At 68.1% G+C, this 17021-nt stretch carries 17 protein-coding genes; 3 read left to right on the top strand and 14 right to left on the bottom strand.

All coding sequences use genetic code 11. The annotated features are described in order from the left end of the window. Positions 1 to 210: 210 nt before the first annotated feature. From pheT to infC, 6 genes are all read right to left on the bottom strand, one after another. Positions 211 to 2727, bottom strand: a complete 2517-nt coding sequence (gene pheT / locus ACYVDN_RS02330; protein WP_460568053.1) for a phenylalanine--tRNA ligase subunit beta — start codon at positions 2725 to 2727, stop codon at positions 211 to 213. A 164-nt stretch (positions 2728 to 2891) separates the two neighbouring features. Continuing rightward, a complete protein-coding gene (gene pheS / locus ACYVDN_RS02325; protein ID WP_460568051.1) occupies positions 2892 to 3935 on the bottom strand; it encodes a phenylalanine--tRNA ligase subunit alpha in 1044 nt (347 codons plus the stop codon). Between the two features lie 162 nt (positions 3936 to 4097). Then, positions 4098 to 4898: a TrmH family RNA methyltransferase gene (locus ACYVDN_RS02320; RefSeq protein ID WP_460568049.1), complete on the bottom strand. Its 801-nt coding sequence runs from the start codon at positions 4896 to 4898 to the stop codon at positions 4098 to 4100. 402 nt (positions 4899 to 5300) lie between these two features. After that, entirely contained in the window at positions 5301 to 5690 is a 390-nt protein-coding gene (gene rplT / locus ACYVDN_RS02315; protein WP_460568047.1) for a 50S ribosomal protein L20, read from the bottom strand. A 31-nt stretch (positions 5691 to 5721) separates the two neighbouring features. Then, positions 5722 to 5916, bottom strand: coding sequence for a large ribosomal subunit protein bL35 (rpmI, locus tag ACYVDN_RS02310; RefSeq protein WP_460568045.1), 195 nt, complete (start codon positions 5914 to 5916; stop codon positions 5722 to 5724). Next, the gene (gene infC, locus ACYVDN_RS02305) at positions 5916 to 6509 is read right to left on the bottom strand and encodes a translation initiation factor IF-3 (protein ID WP_460568043.1); all 594 of its coding nucleotides are present in this window, start codon (positions 6507 to 6509) and stop codon (positions 5916 to 5918) included. Before infC ends, rpmI begins: the two co-directional genes overlap by 1 nt. Before the next feature lie 355 nt (positions 6510 to 6864). On the opposite strand from infC, the gene ACYVDN_RS02300 reads away from it, so the two are divergent. Next, entirely contained in the window at positions 6865 to 7239 is a 375-nt protein-coding gene (locus ACYVDN_RS02300; protein ID WP_460568041.1) for a DUF1844 domain-containing protein, read from the top strand. A 31-nt stretch (positions 7240 to 7270) separates the two neighbouring features. Here the strand turns inward: ACYVDN_RS02300 and ACYVDN_RS02295 are convergent, their stop codons facing one another. From ACYVDN_RS02295 to ACYVDN_RS02270, 6 genes are all read right to left on the bottom strand, one after another. Continuing rightward, the gene (locus tag ACYVDN_RS02295; RefSeq protein ID WP_460568039.1) at positions 7271 to 8065 is read right to left on the bottom strand and encodes an SseB family protein; all 795 of its coding nucleotides are present in this window, start codon (positions 8063 to 8065) and stop codon (positions 7271 to 7273) included. Further along, positions 8049 to 8795 carry a 1-(5-phosphoribosyl)-5-[(5-phosphoribosylamino)methylideneamino] imidazole-4-carboxamide isomerase gene (gene priA, locus ACYVDN_RS02290; RefSeq protein ID WP_460568037.1) on the bottom strand — a complete coding sequence of 249 codons (747 nt, stop codon included), beginning with the start codon at positions 8793 to 8795 and terminating at the stop codon, positions 8049 to 8051. Before priA ends, ACYVDN_RS02295 begins: the two co-directional genes overlap by 17 nt. Positions 8796 to 8840: 45 nt before the next feature. Further along, the gene (gene hisH / locus ACYVDN_RS02285) at positions 8841 to 9503 is read right to left on the bottom strand and encodes an imidazole glycerol phosphate synthase subunit HisH (protein ID WP_460572204.1); all 663 of its coding nucleotides are present in this window, start codon (positions 9501 to 9503) and stop codon (positions 8841 to 8843) included. A 38-nt stretch (positions 9504 to 9541) separates the two neighbouring features. Further along, positions 9542 to 10144, bottom strand: coding sequence for an imidazoleglycerol-phosphate dehydratase (gene hisB, locus ACYVDN_RS02280; RefSeq protein WP_460568035.1), 603 nt, complete (start codon positions 10142 to 10144; stop codon positions 9542 to 9544). Between the two features lie 226 nt (positions 10145 to 10370). After that, complete coding sequence (locus ACYVDN_RS02275) at positions 10371 to 11450, bottom strand: histidinol-phosphate transaminase (protein WP_460568033.1); 1080 nt, start codon at positions 11448 to 11450, stop codon at positions 10371 to 10373. A gap of 135 nt (positions 11451 to 11585) precedes the next feature. Then, on the bottom strand, positions 11586 to 11948 hold the full coding sequence (locus tag ACYVDN_RS02270; protein WP_460568031.1) for a LysM peptidoglycan-binding domain-containing protein: 363 nt from the start codon (positions 11946 to 11948) through the stop codon (positions 11586 to 11588). A gap of 232 nt (positions 11949 to 12180) precedes the next feature. On the opposite strand from ACYVDN_RS02270, the gene lexA reads away from it, so the two are divergent. Together lexA and ACYVDN_RS02260 are read left to right on the top strand one after the other, a co-directional pair. Then, on the top strand, positions 12181 to 12900 hold the full coding sequence (lexA, locus tag ACYVDN_RS02265) for a transcriptional repressor LexA (RefSeq protein WP_460568029.1): 720 nt from the start codon (positions 12181 to 12183) through the stop codon (positions 12898 to 12900). Positions 12901 to 12914: 14 nt separating this feature from the next. Then, entirely contained in the window at positions 12915 to 13436 is a 522-nt protein-coding gene (locus ACYVDN_RS02260) for an AAA family ATPase (RefSeq protein WP_460568027.1), read from the top strand. 85 nt (positions 13437 to 13521) lie between these two features. Here ACYVDN_RS02260 and metE read toward each other — a convergent pair whose 3' ends face one another. Continuing rightward, on the bottom strand, positions 13522 to 15852 hold the full coding sequence (gene metE, locus ACYVDN_RS02255; RefSeq protein ID WP_460568025.1) for a 5-methyltetrahydropteroyltriglutamate--homocysteine S-methyltransferase: 2331 nt from the start codon (positions 15850 to 15852) through the stop codon (positions 13522 to 13524). Continuing rightward, a complete protein-coding gene (locus ACYVDN_RS02250; RefSeq protein ID WP_460568023.1) occupies positions 15849 to 16868 on the bottom strand; it encodes a methylenetetrahydrofolate reductase in 1020 nt (339 codons plus the stop codon). Before ACYVDN_RS02250 ends, metE begins: the two co-directional genes overlap by 4 nt. Between the last annotated feature and the right edge of the window lie 153 nt (positions 16869 to 17021).

Below are 17021 nucleotides of genomic sequence, written 5' to 3'. Positions count from 1 at the left end.
TACCCTAAAAGAACGTGGACGAACGGTGGTCGGCACGGCGACGTCCACGGCAGACCACCCGATCGCGGTCGCGGAGACGTCGCCTAGCTTCGGCGTGCGCCCAGGCGTCGGCGCGCGGCACGGGTCGAGACGACCTGTGCGAGAACAACGCGCCGAGCGGAAGACATGTCGGTCAGCATAGCGGCACGAGGCCCGGCACAGCGAATCGCGCTATTCGCGCACCGTCGCGCCGAAGCGCTCGGCTGCGACGGCCGCTCCAGCCAGCTTGGCCTCGCTGGCCTCCGCCGCCGTCAGGGTGCGATCGGAGGCGCGGAACCGGAGCGCGAACGTCAGGCTCTTGCTGCCGTCGGGCACGCCAGGCCCGCGATAGTCGTCGACGACGCGTGCGTTCTCCAGCAGCTCCCCTGCGCCGTCGACGACGCTTGCCAGTACGTCGGCCGCAGGCACGGTCTCGTCGACGACGAGCGACAGGTCTTGGGTCGCCGCCGGGTAGGACGAGATCGCCGTGACCTCGAGGTCGGCCCCTGCCGCCGCCATGATGGCGTCGAGGTCCAGTTCGAGCACGGCGACGACGCGCGGCAGATCGGCGTCGAGCGCCACCTGCGGAAGCAGCTCGGCGGCGTAGCCGACCCGCTCCCCGGCGAGGAGCACCTCGGCCGTGCGACCGGGATGGAACGCCTTATGGGTGCCCTGTCGCACCTCGAGTGTGACGCCGAGGGCATCCTGCAGTGTGCGCACGGTCGCGAGCGCATCAGCGACACCGGCCGGAACCGCGGCGAGCCCCGGCTGCTTCGGCGTTGACTCGCCCGTGAACAGCGCGCCGACCATGCGCGGCTGAGCCGGGATGCCCCGCTCCAGCTCTGCGAGCGTCGCCGGCGTCGGCAGCGCGGCACCCGCCGGCAGCTCGGGCGTGCCGTGCACGGCGCCGTCCGGACGGAACACCAACCCGACCTCGAACAGCGCCAGGTCTGTCAGTCCGCGCGAGAGGTTGCGCTTGGCCGTCTCGATCAGACCGGGAAGCAGCGAGGTGCGCATGAACGGCACCGAGGCATCCAGAGCGTTGGCGAGCCGCACACCGGGCACGTGCTCCTCGACCGCTGAGCCGAAGAGATCGTTCTGCTCCGCGGTCACGAACGGGTACACCAGCACCTCGGTGAGGCCGCTCGCTGCGAGCGCCGTCGCGGCCTGTCTGCGGAGCTGCTGCGAACGTGTGAGTCCGCGCCCTGGAGGGGCGACGGGAAGCACGGAGGGAATGCGGTCGTAGCCCACGATGCGGGCGACCTCCTCGGCCAGATCGGCCTTGTCACCGAGGTCGGGGCGCCAGCTCGGCGGGGTGACGAGAAGTCCGTCATCCGTGACCTCGAGGTTGCCGCCGATCTCGGCGAGCGAGGTGCGCACCTCGTCGTCGGTGAACTCCACACCGATGAGGGACGACACGTAGCCGTTCGGGAGCAGGATCGGCTCGGCGGTCGCCGCGGTGTGCAGGGTCGAGCCGAGACCGTCTGCTTTTCCTCCCCCGAGCTGCTCGAGCAGCTGCACAACGCGCGCAGCAGCTGCTCGGGCCACATCGGGGTCGACGCTCCGCTCGAAGCGGCGGGATGCTTCGCTCGGCAGCTTGTGCCTGCGGGCCGACCGTGCGATCGAGACCGGGTCGAAGTTGGCCGCCTCGATGAGCACGTCGGTCGTGGTGTCGCCGACCTCCGTCGTCGCACCCCCCATGACGCCGGCGAGGCCGATCGGGCCTGACTCGTCGGTGATGAGCAGGTCCTCGGTATCGAGCACGCGCACCTGGGCGTCGAGGGTGGTCAGCTTCTCCCCCGACGTTGCCCGGCGAACCGTGATGCCACCGCTGAGCTTGTTCAGGTCGTATGCATGGGTCGGCTGGCCGAGCTCGACCATGACGTAGTTCGTCACGTCGACGATCAGCGAGATGGACCGGATGCCGGCGAGAACGAGTCGCGCGATCATCCATGCCGGCGTCGGTGCCTTCGGGTCGATGCCGCGAACGGTGCGGGTGACGAACACGTCCGCTCCTACTCGCCCGCGGATCGGCGCCGTGTCGTCGATCACGACGACGAAGCCCTCGCCGTCCATCGGCTCGACGGCGGCCGCTGGATCGCGGAACGCCGCACCCGTCGAGTGCGCGTACTCCCGTGCGATGCCGCGGATCGAGAGCGCGTAGCCGCGGTCGGGCGTGACGTTCACCTCGACCGACGCGTCGTCGAGACCGAGCAGGGCGATGGCATCCGTTCCGACGGGTGCATCGATGCCGAGCTGGGCCAGTCGCAGGATGCCGTCGTGCTCGTCACCGAGACCCAGCTCGCGTGCTGAGGCGATCATGCCGTCGGAGACGTGGCCGTACGTCTTGCGTGCTGCGATCGGGAAGGGACCGGGCAGCACCGAGCCGGGAAGGGTCACGACGACCTTGTCACCGACGAAGAAGTTGCGGGCGCCGCAGACGATGCCGTGCACCGCCTCTCCCCCGTCGGCTGCCGTCTCGCCGTCCGGCGCGACACGTACCTGGCACCAGCGGATGGTCTTGCCGTTGGTCTGCGGTTCCTCGACGAAGTCGAGAACCTCGCCGACGACGACCGGGCCGGAGATCTCGAAGCGGTGGATGTCCTCCTCTTCGAGACCGACCTTCACCAGAGCCGCGTGCACGTCCTCCGGCGTCGAGCCGGGGATGACGTCGACGTACTCTGCAAGCCACGAAAGCGGGATGCGCATGGTGACGACTCCTTACTCCGCGCCGTAGCGAGCGGAGAGATCGGTGGTGGCCAGCAAGGCCGAGGAGGAGGTCGCACTGGACTGTGCGGCCGACGACGAGAACGCGGCTGGGCACCGCCGAGCTCTTCGCGCAGTAGGCGCGGAGTAAGGAGTCGTCGCCACGGTTAGACCACCATTCCGAACTGCTGGGAGAACCTGATGTCGCCCTCGATCATGTCGCGCATGTCATTCAGGCCGTTGTGACGGAACTGCAGGGTGCGCTCGATGCCCATGCCGAAGGCGAAACCCGAGTAGACGTCCGGGTCGATGCCTGCCGACCGCAGCACGTTGCGGTTCACCATGCCGCAGCCGCCCCACTCGATCCAGCGAGGGCCGCCCTTGGCGCCCGGATGCCAGACATCCATCTCGGCGCTCGGCTCGGTGAAGGGGAAGTAGTTGGGGCGCAGGCGGATCTTCGCCTCGTCGCCGAACATCGCACGCGCGAAGTGCTCGAGCGTGCCGCGCAGGTGCGCCATGGTGAGGCCCTTGTCGACGGCGATGCCCTCGACCTGGCTGAACACCGGGGTGTGCGTCGCGTCGAGTTCGTCGGTGCGATAGACGCGTCCGGGCGCGACGACGTACACCGGCAGCTCACGCTCGAGGAGAGCGCGGATCTGCACCGGCGACGTGTGCGTGCGCAGCACGAGGTGCGCCTCGGGAGGCTCGACGAAGAACGTGTCCTGAAGAGCACGCGCAGGATGATCGGGCGCGAAGTTGAGCGCGTCGAAGTTGAACCATTCGCTCTCCAGCTCAGGCCCCTCCGCGACCTCCCAGCCCATGCCGACGAAGATGTCGGCGATGCGTTCCTGCAGAAGGGACAGCGGATGCCTCGCACCGGTGCGCCCGGGAAGCGCCACCTCGGTGACATCCACGGCCTCGTCGGCCAGTCGCTTCGCGTTCTCCTGCTCGGCGAGCACGGCTTCCTTCGCCGCGAACGCCTGGTTCACACGACCACGGGCCTGTCCGACCAGCTTGCCCAACGCGGCCTTCTGGTCGGCCGGCACGTCGCGCAACGCGGCGTTCAGCCGGGCGAGCTGCGAGTGCTCCGCCGCGTGAGCCGTTCGCGCCGCCTTGAGCTCTGCGGTGTCGGCCGCCGCGTCGGCTGCCGCGAGGGCGGCATCCACCGCCTGCTGCACCGCGGATTCGGTGATCTCGATGGGTTCTGGCACGGTCACCAAGTTTAGGGGAGCCGCGTCGCCCGCTCGCGAAACCGCACGCCCACGCCATCGCTGCGGGCTTTACCCACGGGTAAGGCGTGGGGATGCAGGCTCGGGAGAGGGTGGACCGGGAGGGCATGCCGCGGTGCCGGGACGCGGCATGCGGTCATCCGGCTAGCTGCGCTGCGCGAACGCCGACTCGTAGAGGCACACCGACGCGGCCGTCGCCAGGTTCATCGACTCCGCGTGGCCGTACACCGGAACGGTGATCACGCGGTCGACGAGCTCGACCACCTCGTCGGAGATGCCGTGCGCCTCGTTGCCGAACACCCACACTGTGGCCTGCGCGAGCTCGCCGCTGATTCGGGCGACGAGCAGGTCATCCCCCGCCATGTCCGCTGCGATCACCCGCATGCCCGCAGCACGCGAACGGGAGAGCACATCGTCGATCGCAGCGCCGGTCACGACGGGCACATGGAAGAGGGAGCCCGTCGTCGAACGCACCACCTTCGGGTTGTAGAGATCGACGGTGTGACCGGCGAACACGACGGCGTCCGCTCCCGCCGAATCGGCGGCACGGATGATCGTGCCCGCGTTACCCGGATCGCGCACCTCTTCGAGCACGGCGATCAGCCGTGGCGACGCATCGAACACTTCGTCGAGCGTCGCAGGGAACTGCCTGCAGACCGCGACGAATCCCTGCGGAGTGACGGTGTCGGCCATCGCGTCGAGCACCTGCTCCGTGACGAAATCGCTCCGCACCCCCGTCGACCTCACCAGCGCGGCGACGTCGTCGTGCTTCGCGAACGCCTTCTGCGTCGCATAGAGATCCACAACGGACTCCGGCCGCCAGGTGAGCGCCTCACGGGCGGCCTGCGGACCCTCGAGAAGAAACGTTCCGGTCTCGGCACGCGCCTGCTTCTTCGCCAGCTTGGCGACGGCACGAACCCGGGGCGAGCGGGGGTTGTCGAGCACCTTGCCAGCCTAGCTGGCAAGGTGCTCGCTGCTGTGCCGTTTTGCGCGCCCGCGCCTGTTTGCCGTACGCGCCCGCCCCTGTCGGGCGCGCCGCAGTCGGGTGGGCGCATGGTCGCGATCGGCGCCGTCCACGCCGCCGCCTCGTGGAGCGGGTTGCGAACGCAGATCTGCAGCTCGCCCTCATGTGCGGCGCGACTGCCGCCTTCGAAGTCGGCCGGGCCGGTCGGTCGTACGGTTCGGCCAGCTGGTCGCCGTTCACGCCAGTGGCCGTCCGGCCCAACCCTCACCTATGGTCTCCGTGGCGGCCCAACGCATCGACGCCCTCCACTCACCGTCCGATAAGGCTGGAAATGCGGATCGGCCCGCCTCCCCGAGGGGTGCGGGCCGATCTGTGCTGTGGTACTACGCGGCGTCGGCGCGCGGGGCCGACGTGTCGGCAGGCAGCGCCTTCTTCGCGGTCTCGACGAGCGAGGCGAACGTGGCGGGCTCGTTCACGGCGAGCTCGGCCAGGATGCGACGGTCCACCTCGACGCCCGCCAGGTTCAGGCCCTGGATGAAGCGGTTGTAGGTGAGGCCGTTCTGGCGGCTCGCGGCGTTGATGCGCTGAATCCACAGGCGACGGAAGTCACCCTTGCGGGCACGACGGTCGCGGTAGCTGTAGACCAGCGAGTGGGTGACCTGCTCCTTGGCCTTGCGGTAGAGGCGCGACCGCTGACCGCGGTAGCCCTCAGCGCGCTCGAGGACGACCCGACGCTTCTTGTGGGCGTTGACGGCCCTCTTCACTCTTGCCATTGCTCAATATCCTTTACGCGTCGTTGTCGGCTTACTTGCCGAGAAGCTTCTTGGCGACCTTGGCGTCTACCGCGGGGAGCACCTGGTCCTGGTTCAGCCGACGCGTACGACGGCTCGACTTGAGCTCCAGGTTGTGGCGCATGCCGGCCTGCTGCTTCATCACCTTGCCGCTGCCGGTGACCTTGAATCGCTTCTTGGCCCCGGAGTGGGTCTTCTGCTTGGGCATTATTTCTCCTCATCGGTGGCGGAAACCGTGTCCGCCTCGGTGGCCGAATCCGTGCGCTGCTGAGAGCGCGCGCGGTTCGCGGCACGTTGTGCGTTGGCCTCGGCCTTGGCCTCCGACTTGTTCTTCAGAGGGCCGATGACCATGACCATGTTGCGTCCGTCGATGGTCGGATTCGATTCCACAGAACCGAACTCGGCCACGTCTTCTGCGAAGCGCTGCAGCAGCCGCACACCCTGCTCGGGGCGAGACTGCTCACGGCCGCGGAACAGGATCATGGCCTTGACCTTGTCTCCGGCCTTGAGGAATCCCTCGGCGCGCTTGCGCTTGGTCTCGTAGTCGTGTTTGTCGATCTTGAGACGGAACCGCACCTCTTTCAGCACGGTGTTCGCCTGGTTGCGCCTGGCCTCTTTGGCCTTCTGCGCAGCCTCGTACTTGTACTTGCCGTAGTCCATGATCTTCGCGACGGGCGGCTTCGAGTTCGGAGCAACCTCGACGAGGTCCATGTCTGCTTCCTGCGCGAGACGGATGGCGACCTCGATCTTGACGACGCCGATCTGCTCTCCGCTGGGGCCGACGAGACGAACCTCGGGCACACGGATACGGTCATTGGTACGGGGATCGCTGATGCGTGTCTCCTCTGATCAACAATTGCTGTGCTGGCATCCGTGCGGCGGCGCCGTCGGATGGTAGGCAGAGGGTTCTCACACACCACGTTCGCGCTCGCGCGACCGTGCATCTCGCACCCTCTACGTCAACCACGGCGACTTGCGTCTCCGCGGCGGAGTGCCTAACGACCCGGTAACCTGGTGAAGCGGTCAAGCGCGGGTGGGAGAATCTCCACTTTCCCTTCCGAGACGTCACGACGCCCCGAAAGCCTGAGATAGCTTACCAGACGCGGAGCACATCGCTGAACTCCGCCCATTCACCACGATTCACGACAGAGGCAGCATGTCCGATCAGCACGTCCACCGCTTCGACGACGAGGAAGACGGCGCGACGGTCGCCGACGCAGCCCGTGACATCGCGGACGTGCCCGCCGTCGAAGTGATCACCACGACGGCCGTTCACCTGATGAGCGCGGCCGCGATCAAGTGCGGACTGGCGGATGACCCGGCAACCCAAACCGACCTCGACGAGGCGCGCAAGCTGATCGACGCCCTCGCAGGACTCGTCACCGCGAGCGCGCAGCACATCGGGGACCAGCACGCACGCAGCCTGCGGGATGGCCTGCGCAGCCTTCAGCTGGCGTTCCGTGAGGCATCCGTCATCCCCGACGCGCCGGGCTCGGGACCCGGGGAGAAGTACACCGGTTCGGTGATCTGACGAAGACGCGGTGATCTGGCGCCGGTCGACCTCAGGGGGTGAGCAGGCGCAGCGTCATCGAGTCGACGCGCTCCGCGATGAGCGCCGAGCCTGCCCACTTGCCGCTGAGACGTTGTACGAGGTCGCGAACCGCATCCGCATCGAGGCCCGGCAGGAGCACGAGTCCCACCTCGAGTTCGGGACCGGCGAGCCTTGCCGACGGGTCGCCGGGCGCGAGGGTCACCTCCACGACCGATGTTTCGTCGGCGATGGACTCACGGAATGCCGTCTGCAACTCGGCGTCCGACCACGGAGGCCGCCACGCCGATCCCGTTGCCAGTGCCGTGACCGCGGGCCTCCGCAGCACGAACTCGCTGGGACTCGTCGGATCGATCACGACCAGCTCGGTCTGCTCGCTCGCCGCAGCGAGGGCGATGCGAGGTCCGGGGGCCGGTACCGGTCGAGCCTTCGGGTTCCACGCTGCGAGGGTCTGCACCGACGTGAAAGCGGGAAGCACAGCCCGGCCATCCGGTGCGCTGACCGTGGTGATCGAAAGCTCCTGGGTCTTGTCCACCAGGTGGCCATCCGCGGTCTCGCCGACGTCACCCGCGTGAGCCAGCAGCGGAACGAGCAGCCTCGCACCGCGGAACGCCTCGACGACGGCCACCGCGTCGCCGGCATCCGTCACGAAGGCCGTCAAGGCGGCGATCAGAGCCGGGTCGGCCGAACCATCGTCCGACGACGCGGCGCTCTGCTCGAACCGTCTACCCTGCCACGGCTGTCCGGCCGAGTCGGCGCTGTCGCTCGACCCGAAGAGGTGGCCGTGGTCGTCAGAACCCTGCGACATCCAGTGCCTCGGCGAGGGTGAAAGCGCTCGAGTAGAGCGCCTTGCCGACGATCGCGCCTTCGACCCCGAGCGGCACGAGCTCACGCAGTGCGGCGATGTCGTCGAGGCTCGAGATTCCCCCGGACGCCACTACCGGCCGGTCCGTGCGCTCGGTGACCTGCCTCAGGAGGTCGAGGTTCGGACCGCGCAGGGTGCCGTCCTTGGTGACGTCTGTCACGACGTATCTGGCGCAGCCGGCGTCTTCGAGCCTGGCGAGCACCTCCCACAGGTCGCCGCCGTCGCGCGTCCATCCCCTGGCCGCCAGGGTCGTGCCGCGCACGTCGAGCCCGACGGCGATCGCCTCGCCGAATCGGGCGATGGCGTCCGCGGCCCACTCCGGGTTCTCCAGTGCGGCCGTTCCGAGGTTGACCCGCTTCGCACCGAGGTCGAGGGCACGCTCGAGCGACTCGTCGTCGCGGATTCCCCCGGAGAGCTCGACGTTGACACCGTGAGTGCCGTGCAGCACGGCCTTCAGCACCTCGCGGTTGTGTCCGCGACCGAACGCGGCGTCGAGGTCGACCAGGTGGATCCAGCGTGCACCCTGCTCGATCCACTCGTGCGCCGCGTCGACCGGATCACCGTAGCTCGTCTCGCTGCCCGCCTCGCCCTGCGTCAGGCGAACAGCCTTGCCGTCGGCGATGTCGACCGCGGGGAGCAGCTCGAGCTTCGGGGTGTCGCTGATAGTGGTCATCGCAGCATGGATCCTTCGTGGTGGACGGAACGAGGTCGGGTCGGCTCAGGACGCGCGTGACGGCAGGCTCTGCACCCAGTTGCGCAGTAGTCGCATGCCGGCCTGACCGGACTTCTCGGGGTGGAACTGGGTTGCAGACAGGGGACCGTTCTCGACGGCGGCGAGGAAGCGCCCGCCGTGATCGGCCCACGTCAGCTTCGCGGGGGCGAACGTGTCGGATGCCGGAAGCTCCCAGTTCTGCGCCGCGTACGAGTGCACGAAGTAGAAGCGCTCGTCGCGAACGCCGTCGAACAGAACAGAGCCGGCAGGGGCGTCCACGGTGTTCCAGCCCATGTGCGGCAGCACGTCGGCCTTCAGCCGCTCGACGGTGCCCGGCCATTCGCCGAGGCCCTCGGTGTCTCGACCATGTTCGACGCCGTGCTCGAAGAGCACCTGCATTCCCACGCAGATGCCGAGCACCGGCATGCCGCCCGCGAGACGACGGTCGATGATCTCGTGTCCGCGTACGGCCTTCAGCTGGTCGACGACCGCCTCGAAGGCTCCCACGCCGGGGACGACGAGTCCGTCGGCGTCCTGCGCAGCGCCGCGGTCCGCGGTGAGCGTCACCCTTGCGCCGACCGCCTCGAGGGCCTTCGCGGCTGAGTGCACGTTGCCCGACCCGTAGTCGAGCACGACGACGGACGGTGCGTTCGGCTTCCGGCCGGTCATCCCACTGCTCTCGAGAGCGCCGTCGGTCACGCCGTCGGTCACAGGGCGCCCTTCGTCGACGGGATGCCCTCGACCTGCGGGTCGAGCGCCTTCGCCTGACGGAACGCGCGCGCGAAGGCCTTGAACTCTGCCTCAGCGATGTGATGCGGGTCGCGTCCGCCGAGCACGCGCACGTGCACGGTCAGCGCGGCGTTGAATGCGATCGCCTCGAAGACGTGGCGAACCATCGAACCGGTGAAGTGACCACCGATGAGGTGGTGCTCGAAGCCGGCCGGCTCCCCCGTGTGCACGAGGTACGGGCGACCAGAGATGTCGACGACGGCGTGAACGAGCGCCTCGTCGAGCGGAACCGTCGCATCGCCGAAGCGCGCGATGCCGCTCTTGTCACCGAGCGCCTGCTTGATCGCCTGGCCGAGCACGATGCCGACATCCTCGACCGTGTGGTGCACGTCGATCTCGATGTCGCCCTTGGCCCGAACGGTGAGGTCGGTAAGCGAGTGCTTGGCGAAAGCCGTCAGCAGGTGGTCGTAGAACGGCACAGTGGTGTGGATGCTGCTGCGTCCCGTTCCGTCGAGGTCGAGCGACAGCTCGATGCTCGATTCGCTGGTTTCCCGGCGGATGCTGGCGGTGCGGTTGCTCATGCGACCGAGTTTATCGGCGATTGAGGGGAGCGCTGCGGGAGCTCGCTCCGGTAGCCGACCCGATTGAGCCGGTGAGCCGCGCAGCGACGATATCGGCGATGCCGGCCGCGACCATTCCTCGAGACTGCACGCCCACGCCACCGCGGCCGGCGCTACCCGCATTCTCGGCGCAGACGCGCAGTCTCGCGAAGGAGAGGAGGGACGGGTCACGCTCGGGCGAGACGGGTCACGGTCGGGCGAGCTCCGCCATCGCGTCCAGGAAGATGCCGGTCTCCTCCACTGTGCCTGCACTCACGCGGAGGTGGTTCGGAATGCCGACGTCACGGATGAGGATGCCGCGCTCCTTGAGCGCGAGGAACAACGCGTGCGGGTCATCCACCCCGCCGAACAGCACGAAGTTGCTGCCGGAGTCGTGCACCGTGTACCCGAGCGCGGCGAGCACCGCCGAGATGCGATCGCGCTGCTCCACGATGTCGTGCACGGTCGCGAGCATCTCGCCGGCGTGACGGAGTGCGGCGATCGCGGCCGCTTGGGTGAGAGCGGAGAGGTGGTACGGAAGGCGCACGAGGCGCAAGGCGTCGGCGACGGCCGGGTCGGCGGCGAGGTAGCCGAGGCGCACCCCGGCGAATGCAAACGCCTTGCTCATGGTGCGCGACACGATCAGTCGCTCGCGACCGGGCAGCAGAGTCAGCGCGCTCGGGGCATCCTGAGGCATGAACTCCGCGTAGGCCTCGTCGACGACCACGATGCCCGGGGTAGCGTCGTACACGGCCTCGACGACATCGAGACCCAGCGGTGTGCCCGTCGGGTTGTTGGGAGCGCACAGGATGACCACATCTGGCCGCCTCTCGGAGACGACGCGTGCCGCGTGCTCCTGGGTGACGACGAAGTCTGCGTCACGATCCGCGGCGATCCAGCCCGTTCCCGTTCCGGATGCGAGGAGCGGATACATCGAATAGGTGGGGGCGAAGCCGAGCGCGGTGCGCCCAGGTCCCCCGAAGGCCTGCAGGATCTGCTGCAGCACCTCGTTCGATCCGTTCGCCGCCCAGATGTTCGATGCGTCGAGCCCGTGGCCCAGGTACCCGGCAAGTGACTCGCGGAGTTCCGTGAACTCGCGATCGGGGTACCGGTTCGCCTCCTTCAAAGCCTCGGCGACCGATGCCAGTACGTCGGCTACAACGTCGTCGGGGATCGGATGCGTGTTCTCGTTCACGTTCAGCGCCACCGGCACAGGAGCCTGCGGCGCGCCGTAAGGAGTCTTTCCGCGCAGATCGTCGCGGATCGGAAGGTCGGAGAACGAAGTCACCCGTCAATGCTAGGGGCGACGCGGCCATGGGCCGACGCGGCTAAAGGGTGACGCGAAAGCCGACGGGCTACGCCATGCCCACCCACGCGCTACCATGCTTGCCCGTGCGACACCATGGTCGACCGGGCGTCACCGTCAGTGCGAGGTGCTGTCGTACTGGTGCGGAATGGCCAGCCTCTGACCAGCCTGCACGACGCTGGAGGACAACCCGTTGAGGTCGATGATGGCGCCGATCACATCGCGCGGATCGCTCGCCGGCGAGATGCGACGGGCTATCGACCAGAGCGAGTCTCCTGGCTGCACCGTGATGTGACGGAACGACGCCGAGTAGGAGGAGTTCGTGCCCGCCTCTGCCGCATTGTTCGCGGCGACGACACCTCCGACGACCAGGGCGGGCAGCACGACGAGTGCTGCGAGAACGACGCGACCACGGCGGGTCAGGCGGGTGCGCACTCGCGTCATGCCGGTGCGATGCATAGCAACCCCGATGGTTGTCATGGCTTCTCCTCCTGAGAATCGAACTCGTGTTCCGAATCTATCTTCGATTTCGACGTATTTCAAGGCTATGTTCGTATTTGGGTGCGACTGATCGTCAACACGCTCGAACAAAGCGGCCGATTCGGGCCGTTTGCCAGATAGAGTTTCGATCGTCACGTAGGAACTGAATCACCCACCACCGACATTCGGGCGAGCAGGTGCTCGAACCGCAGTGAAACGAGAGGACGAGCACGTGAGCGAGACCGAGGGCACCGGAAGCCCGCGCACGACGCGCACCGCCGCGGAGAAGCCGCGCACGCGCCGCCGCAAGAACCTCAGCGAGAAGCAGCGCGCCATTCTCGAGGTGATCCAGAGCTCCGTCAGCAAGCGCGGATATCCGCCGAGCATGCGCGAGATCGGCGATGCCGTGAACCTCGCCTCGCTCTCCAGCGTGGCTCACCAGCTGAACCAGCTCGAGCTCAGCGGCTACCTTCGCCGCGACCCCAACCGTCCCCGTGCCCTCGAAGTGCTCATCGACCTGCCGGCGGCAACGGGCAGATCGGATGCTGCCGACTTCGAGACCTCCGTTCCGGTGGGCGACGCCACGATGGTGCCGCTCGTCGGCCGTATCGCCGCCGGGGTGCCGATCACCGCCGAGCAACAGATCGAAGAGGTCTTCCCTCTCCCCCGTCAGCTCGTCGGCAACGGCGAGCTCTTCATGCTGAAGGTGCAGGGCGAGTCGATGATCGACGCGGCCATCTGCGACGGCGACTGGGTGGTCGTTCGGCAACAGAAGACGGCGGAGAACGGCGACATCGTCGCCGCCATGCTCGACGGCGAGGCGACGGTGAAGGTCTTCAGGCAGCGCGACGGCCACACCTGGCTTCTCCCCCGCAACTCCGCCTACGAGCCGATCCTCGGCGACTTCGCCGAGGTCGTCGGCAAGGTGGTCGCGGTGCTGCGCACGGTCTGATCCCGGCGCGACGGATGTACGACGCCATCTTTCTGAACGGCTCGGTCGGCGTCGGAAAGACCACGGTCGCCGAGGCAGTGGCAGACGCACTGGCCGAGCGCGGATTCGTCTCAGCGTTCATCGATGTCGATGCGCTCCGCCGGCGACGACCGTCACTGCCCGAGGATCCGTGGCAGAACGAGCTGGCGTTGAGCAATCTCCGCTCCGTGGCGGCGAACTATCGGGCCGACGGAGTACGGGTGATCGTCACTGCTGGCGTCATCGAATCCGCCGTCGAGATACCTCGCTACGCCGACGCCCTTGGGGCATCCCGCGCCCTCTTCGTGCGCCTGATCGCCGACCCCGCGCTGGTCGCTGAACGTTTGCATCGACGTCATGAGGATGACCCGGATGGGCTCCGCTGGCACCTCGCACGTCATCCCGAGCTCGACGCCGCACTGGACGACGCCGCGATCCCGCACGACCTGGTGCTCGACACCGGCCTGCTTTCGCCAGCCGAGGTCACCGAGCGCATCACGGAGCGCGCGACATCCTGACCGCTCCGTCTCAACGGTCCTGTTCCGGGCCTCGCTCCGCACCTGTTGCAGCACGAGACCCGGAAAGGCCTCAGGTGGTGCGGCACTAGGCGGTCTGCCTCGCACGCACCGTGCGCGTCGCCTCGATGATGTTCTTCAGCGATGCCACGGTCTCGTCGTAGCCACGGGTCTTCAGGCCGCAGTCCGGATTGATCCACACCTGACGCTCCGGGATGCCCGAGAGTGCCTTGTCGATCAGGTCGGTCACCTCGGCGACCGACGGCACGCGGGGCGAGTGGATGTCGTACACACCCGGCCCGATGCCGTGGTCGAATCCGCTGGCCTTGATGTCGTCGACGACCTCCATGCGGCTGCGCGCCGCCTCGATGCTCGTCACGTCGGCGTCGAGGTTGCGGATGGCGTCGATCACGACACCGAACTCCGAGTAGCAGAGGTGCGTGTGGATCTGTGTCGCATCGCCGACGCCGCTGGTCGCGAGCCGGAACGATCCGACGGACCAGTCGAGGTAGTCGGCCTGGTCCTTCTTCTTCAGCGGAAGCAGCTCGCGCAGCGCCGGCTCGTCGACCTGCACGATGCGGATGCCCGCCGTCTCGAGGTCCGCGATCTCGTCGCGGAGAGCGAGGGCGACCTGCCGCGCCGTGTCGCCGAGCGGCTGGTCGTCGCGCACGAACGACCAGGCAAGGATGGTGACGGGACCGGTGAGCATGCCCTTCACGGGCTTCTGGGTGAGCGACTGCGTATACGTGGACCAGTCGACCGTGATCGGCTTCGGTCGCGAGACGTCGCCCCACAGGATGGAAGGACGCGTGCACCGGCTGCCGTAGGACTGCACCCAGCCGTTCTGCGTCACCGCGAACCCGTCGAGATTCTCGGCGAAGTACTGCACCATGTCGTTGCGCTCCGGCTCGCCGTGCACGATGACATCGATACCGATCTCTTCCTGCAGGTCGACGACCCTCTTGATCTCCGCCTGCATGAGCCCGAGGTACTCGGCCTCGGTGATGACACCCTTCGCGAACTGCGCGCGCGACCTGCGGATGTCGCCGGTCTGCGGGAACGAGCCGATGGTGGTCGTCGGCAGCGTCGGCAGCCCGAGTGCGGCATCCTGCGCGTTCAGCCTGGCCTCGTATGCACCCCTCGCGAAGTCCGCATCGGTGAGAGCAGCCGCGCGCTGACGCACGGCGCCGTCACGCACACCGGGCGCACCCAGGCGGTCCGCGAGGGCTTCGGATGCCTGTGCCAGCTCGTCCTGGATCGCCTCGTGCCCGTCTTCGAGTCCTCGTGCCAGCACCTCGATCTGACCGACCTTCTGGTCCGCGAACGCGAGCCAGGACGCCAGGCGTGCGTCGAGCTCCGGCTCGTCATCCACGTCGTGCGGCACGTGCAGCAGCGACGTCGAGGTCGACGCCGACAGGTTCGGGGACAGGGCGAGCAGCGACTCGAGCTTTCCGAACGCGGACTCGAGGTCGCCGCGCCAGATGTTGTGCCCGTCGATCACGCCGCCGACCACGGTCTTGCCACGCAGCGCCGCCTTTGTGTCCGCGTCCAGTGCCGTCGGCACGTCTCCCCGCACGAGATCGAGGGAGATGGCCTCCACCCTGGTAGCCGCCAGCACGGGCAGTGCGTCGTCGAGGGCGCCGTACGGAGCCGCGACGAAGAGCTGCGGGCGGGCATCCGCCGATCCGAGCACGTCGTATGCCTGCTTCGCCGCGGTGAGGATGTCCGCGCGAGCGTCATCGAGGCTCTCGCTGACGAGCGCGGGCTCGTCGAGCTGCACCCACTCGGCGCCTGCGGCCTTCAGCGACGCCAGCAGCTCCCGGTACACGGGAAGCAGGTCTGCGAGGCGCGAAAGCGGTCGGAACCCCTCAGCTGCGCCGTCCGCCGCCTTGCTCAGCGCAAGGAACGTCACCGGTCCGACGATGACGGGCCGGGTGAGGTAGCCGTCGCGCTTCGCTTCCTCGAACTCAGAGACGAGCCGGTCGGAGGCCAGGCGGAACTCGGTGTCCGGCCCGATCTCCGGCACCAGGTAGTGGTAGTTCGAGTCGAACCACTTGGTCATCTCCAGCGGGGCGTCGTCGCCTGCGCCACGCGCCACCGTGAAGTACCCCGCCAGGTCGACCTTGCCGTTCGCGTCGACGAGCTCGGCGAAGCGCGCCGGGATCGCACCGAACGTGACCGCTGCGTCGAGCACCTGGTCGTAGTAGCTGAAGGACTCGGGAATCGACGAGTCGGCCTTGCCGAGACCGAGCTCAGCGAGGCGAGCCCTCGTCGCTGCGCGCAGGCCGGCTGCGGTCGACTCCAGCTCGTCGGCCGAGATGCTGCCGGCCCAGAAGGCCTCGACAGCCTTCTTGAGCTCGCGGCGTCGCCCGATGCGCGGGTAGCCGATGATCGTTCCGGTGGGAAAGGCGGAGGTCATGCTTGTTCCTTCTGGTGTGTGCTGGCGGAGTCCGTGCCGGCGTGGTCGTAGGCGAGCGCCGACTGGTCGATGAGGCCGCACCGCTCGAGCACGTCGAGGGAGGTGTGCGGCTGGTTGAACGTGTAGAGATGGATGCCCGGTGCGCCGCCCTGCACGAGTCGCTCCGCGAACGCGGCGGCGTGCTCGATGCCGATCTCGCGCCTGCCCTCGTCGGTCGGTTCGACCTCGAGACGGATGGCGAGGTCACTCGGCAGGTCTTCGCCGCTGAGCTCGAGCATTCGCCTGAGGCGTGCAGGGCTCGTGATCGGCATGATGCCGGGCAGGATGGGGAACTCGACGCCCGCAGACCTCGCGCGATCGACGAACGCGAAGTAGTCCGATGCGTGGAAGAACAGCTGGGTGATCGCCAGGTTCGCGCCTGCGGCCTGCTTGGCGAGAAGGGTGTCGATGTCCTGCGAGACCGAGTGCGAACGCGGGTGCCCGTTCGGGAAGGCCGCCACGGCGATCGTCACCTTCTCGCGCTTGCCGACCTCGCTGGCGTGCGGAAGCCCCGGCACGGGGATCTCACGGTACGGCGCCCGTTCCGCCTGGATGCGGTGCACCAGCTGCACCAGCTCGGCGGAGCTGTGCAGGTCGCCCACCGGTGCGTCGGTCGCCGTGCCGCCGGCGGGCGGGTCTCCTCGCACGGCGAGGAAGCTCGTCACGCCCGCGTCGAGGAACTCTCGGATCATCCGCGCCGCCTCGGCATGGGATGACCCGATGCACGTCAGATGCGCCATGGGCGTCACCGACGTGTGCTGCACGATGTGCTTCACCACGTCGAGCGAAGTGGCGTGGGATGAACCGCCGGCGCCGTACGTCACGGAGATGAACTCGGGGCCGACCGCGGCGAGGCGGCGAATCGTGTCGGGCAGCGCCTCGGCGGCGGCGGCGTTCCTCGGTGGGTACAGCTCGAACGAGAACGGCGTGCTCGCAGGACATCGCGCGGCGCCGTCGACGGCGAACGATTCGCTCATGGCGGCTCCCTCAACTCGGCGGCGGGGAGACGAGCGCGCACCTCGCACTCACAGCATCCGCACCGCATCGGTGGCAGACCGCAGGGAGAACCTACGATCTGTGGGCGGGTGCCGGGCTCGGCTGTCGCTCCTGTCGAGCGGCCATCGGCCGGG

Source organism: Humibacter soli (genome assembly GCF_054779035.1).
The sequence above is the reverse complement of the archived record's forward strand: the minus strand, read 5'-3'. Positions and strand labels throughout refer to the sequence as shown.

Excerpts from the sequence above, each read along its gene's own strand:
- rpmI (WP_460568045.1), bottom strand. The coding sequence starts at position 5,916 with ATGCCCAAGCAGAAGACCCACTCCGGGGCCAAGAAGCGATTCAAGGTC.
- ACYVDN_RS02295 (WP_460568039.1), bottom strand. The coding sequence starts at position 8,065 with ATGTCGCAGGGTTCTGACGACCACGGCCACCTCTTCGGGTCGAGCGAC.
- rplT (WP_460568047.1), bottom strand. The coding sequence starts at position 5,690 with ATGGCAAGAGTGAAGAGGGCCGTCAACGCCCACAAGAAGCGTCGGGTC.
- ACYVDN_RS02260 (WP_460568027.1), top strand. The coding sequence starts at position 12,915 with ATGTACGACGCCATCTTTCTGAACGGCTCGGTCGGCGTCGGAAAGACC.
- ACYVDN_RS02270 (WP_460568031.1), bottom strand. The coding sequence starts at position 11,948 with ATGACAACCATCGGGGTTGCTATGCATCGCACCGGCATGACGCGAGTG.
- pheT (WP_460568053.1), bottom strand. The coding sequence starts at position 2,727 with ATGCGCATCCCGCTTTCGTGGCTTGCAGAGTACGTCGACGTCATCCCC.
- hisH (WP_460572204.1), bottom strand. The coding sequence starts at position 9,503 with ATGACCGGCCGGAAGCCGAACGCACCGTCCGTCGTCGTGCTCGACTAC.
- ACYVDN_RS02250 (WP_460568023.1), bottom strand. The coding sequence starts at position 16,868 with ATGAGCGAATCGTTCGCCGTCGACGGCGCCGCGCGATGTCCTGCGAGC.
- hisB (WP_460568035.1), bottom strand. The coding sequence starts at position 10,144 with ATGAGCAACCGCACCGCCAGCATCCGCCGGGAAACCAGCGAATCGAGC.
- metE (WP_460568025.1), bottom strand. The coding sequence starts at position 15,852 with ATGACCTCCGCCTTTCCCACCGGAACGATCATCGGCTACCCGCGCATC.
- priA (WP_460568037.1), bottom strand. The coding sequence starts at position 8,795 with ATGACCACTATCAGCGACACCCCGAAGCTCGAGCTGCTCCCCGCGGTC.
- ACYVDN_RS02300 (WP_460568041.1), top strand. The coding sequence starts at position 6,865 with ATGTCCGATCAGCACGTCCACCGCTTCGACGACGAGGAAGACGGCGCG.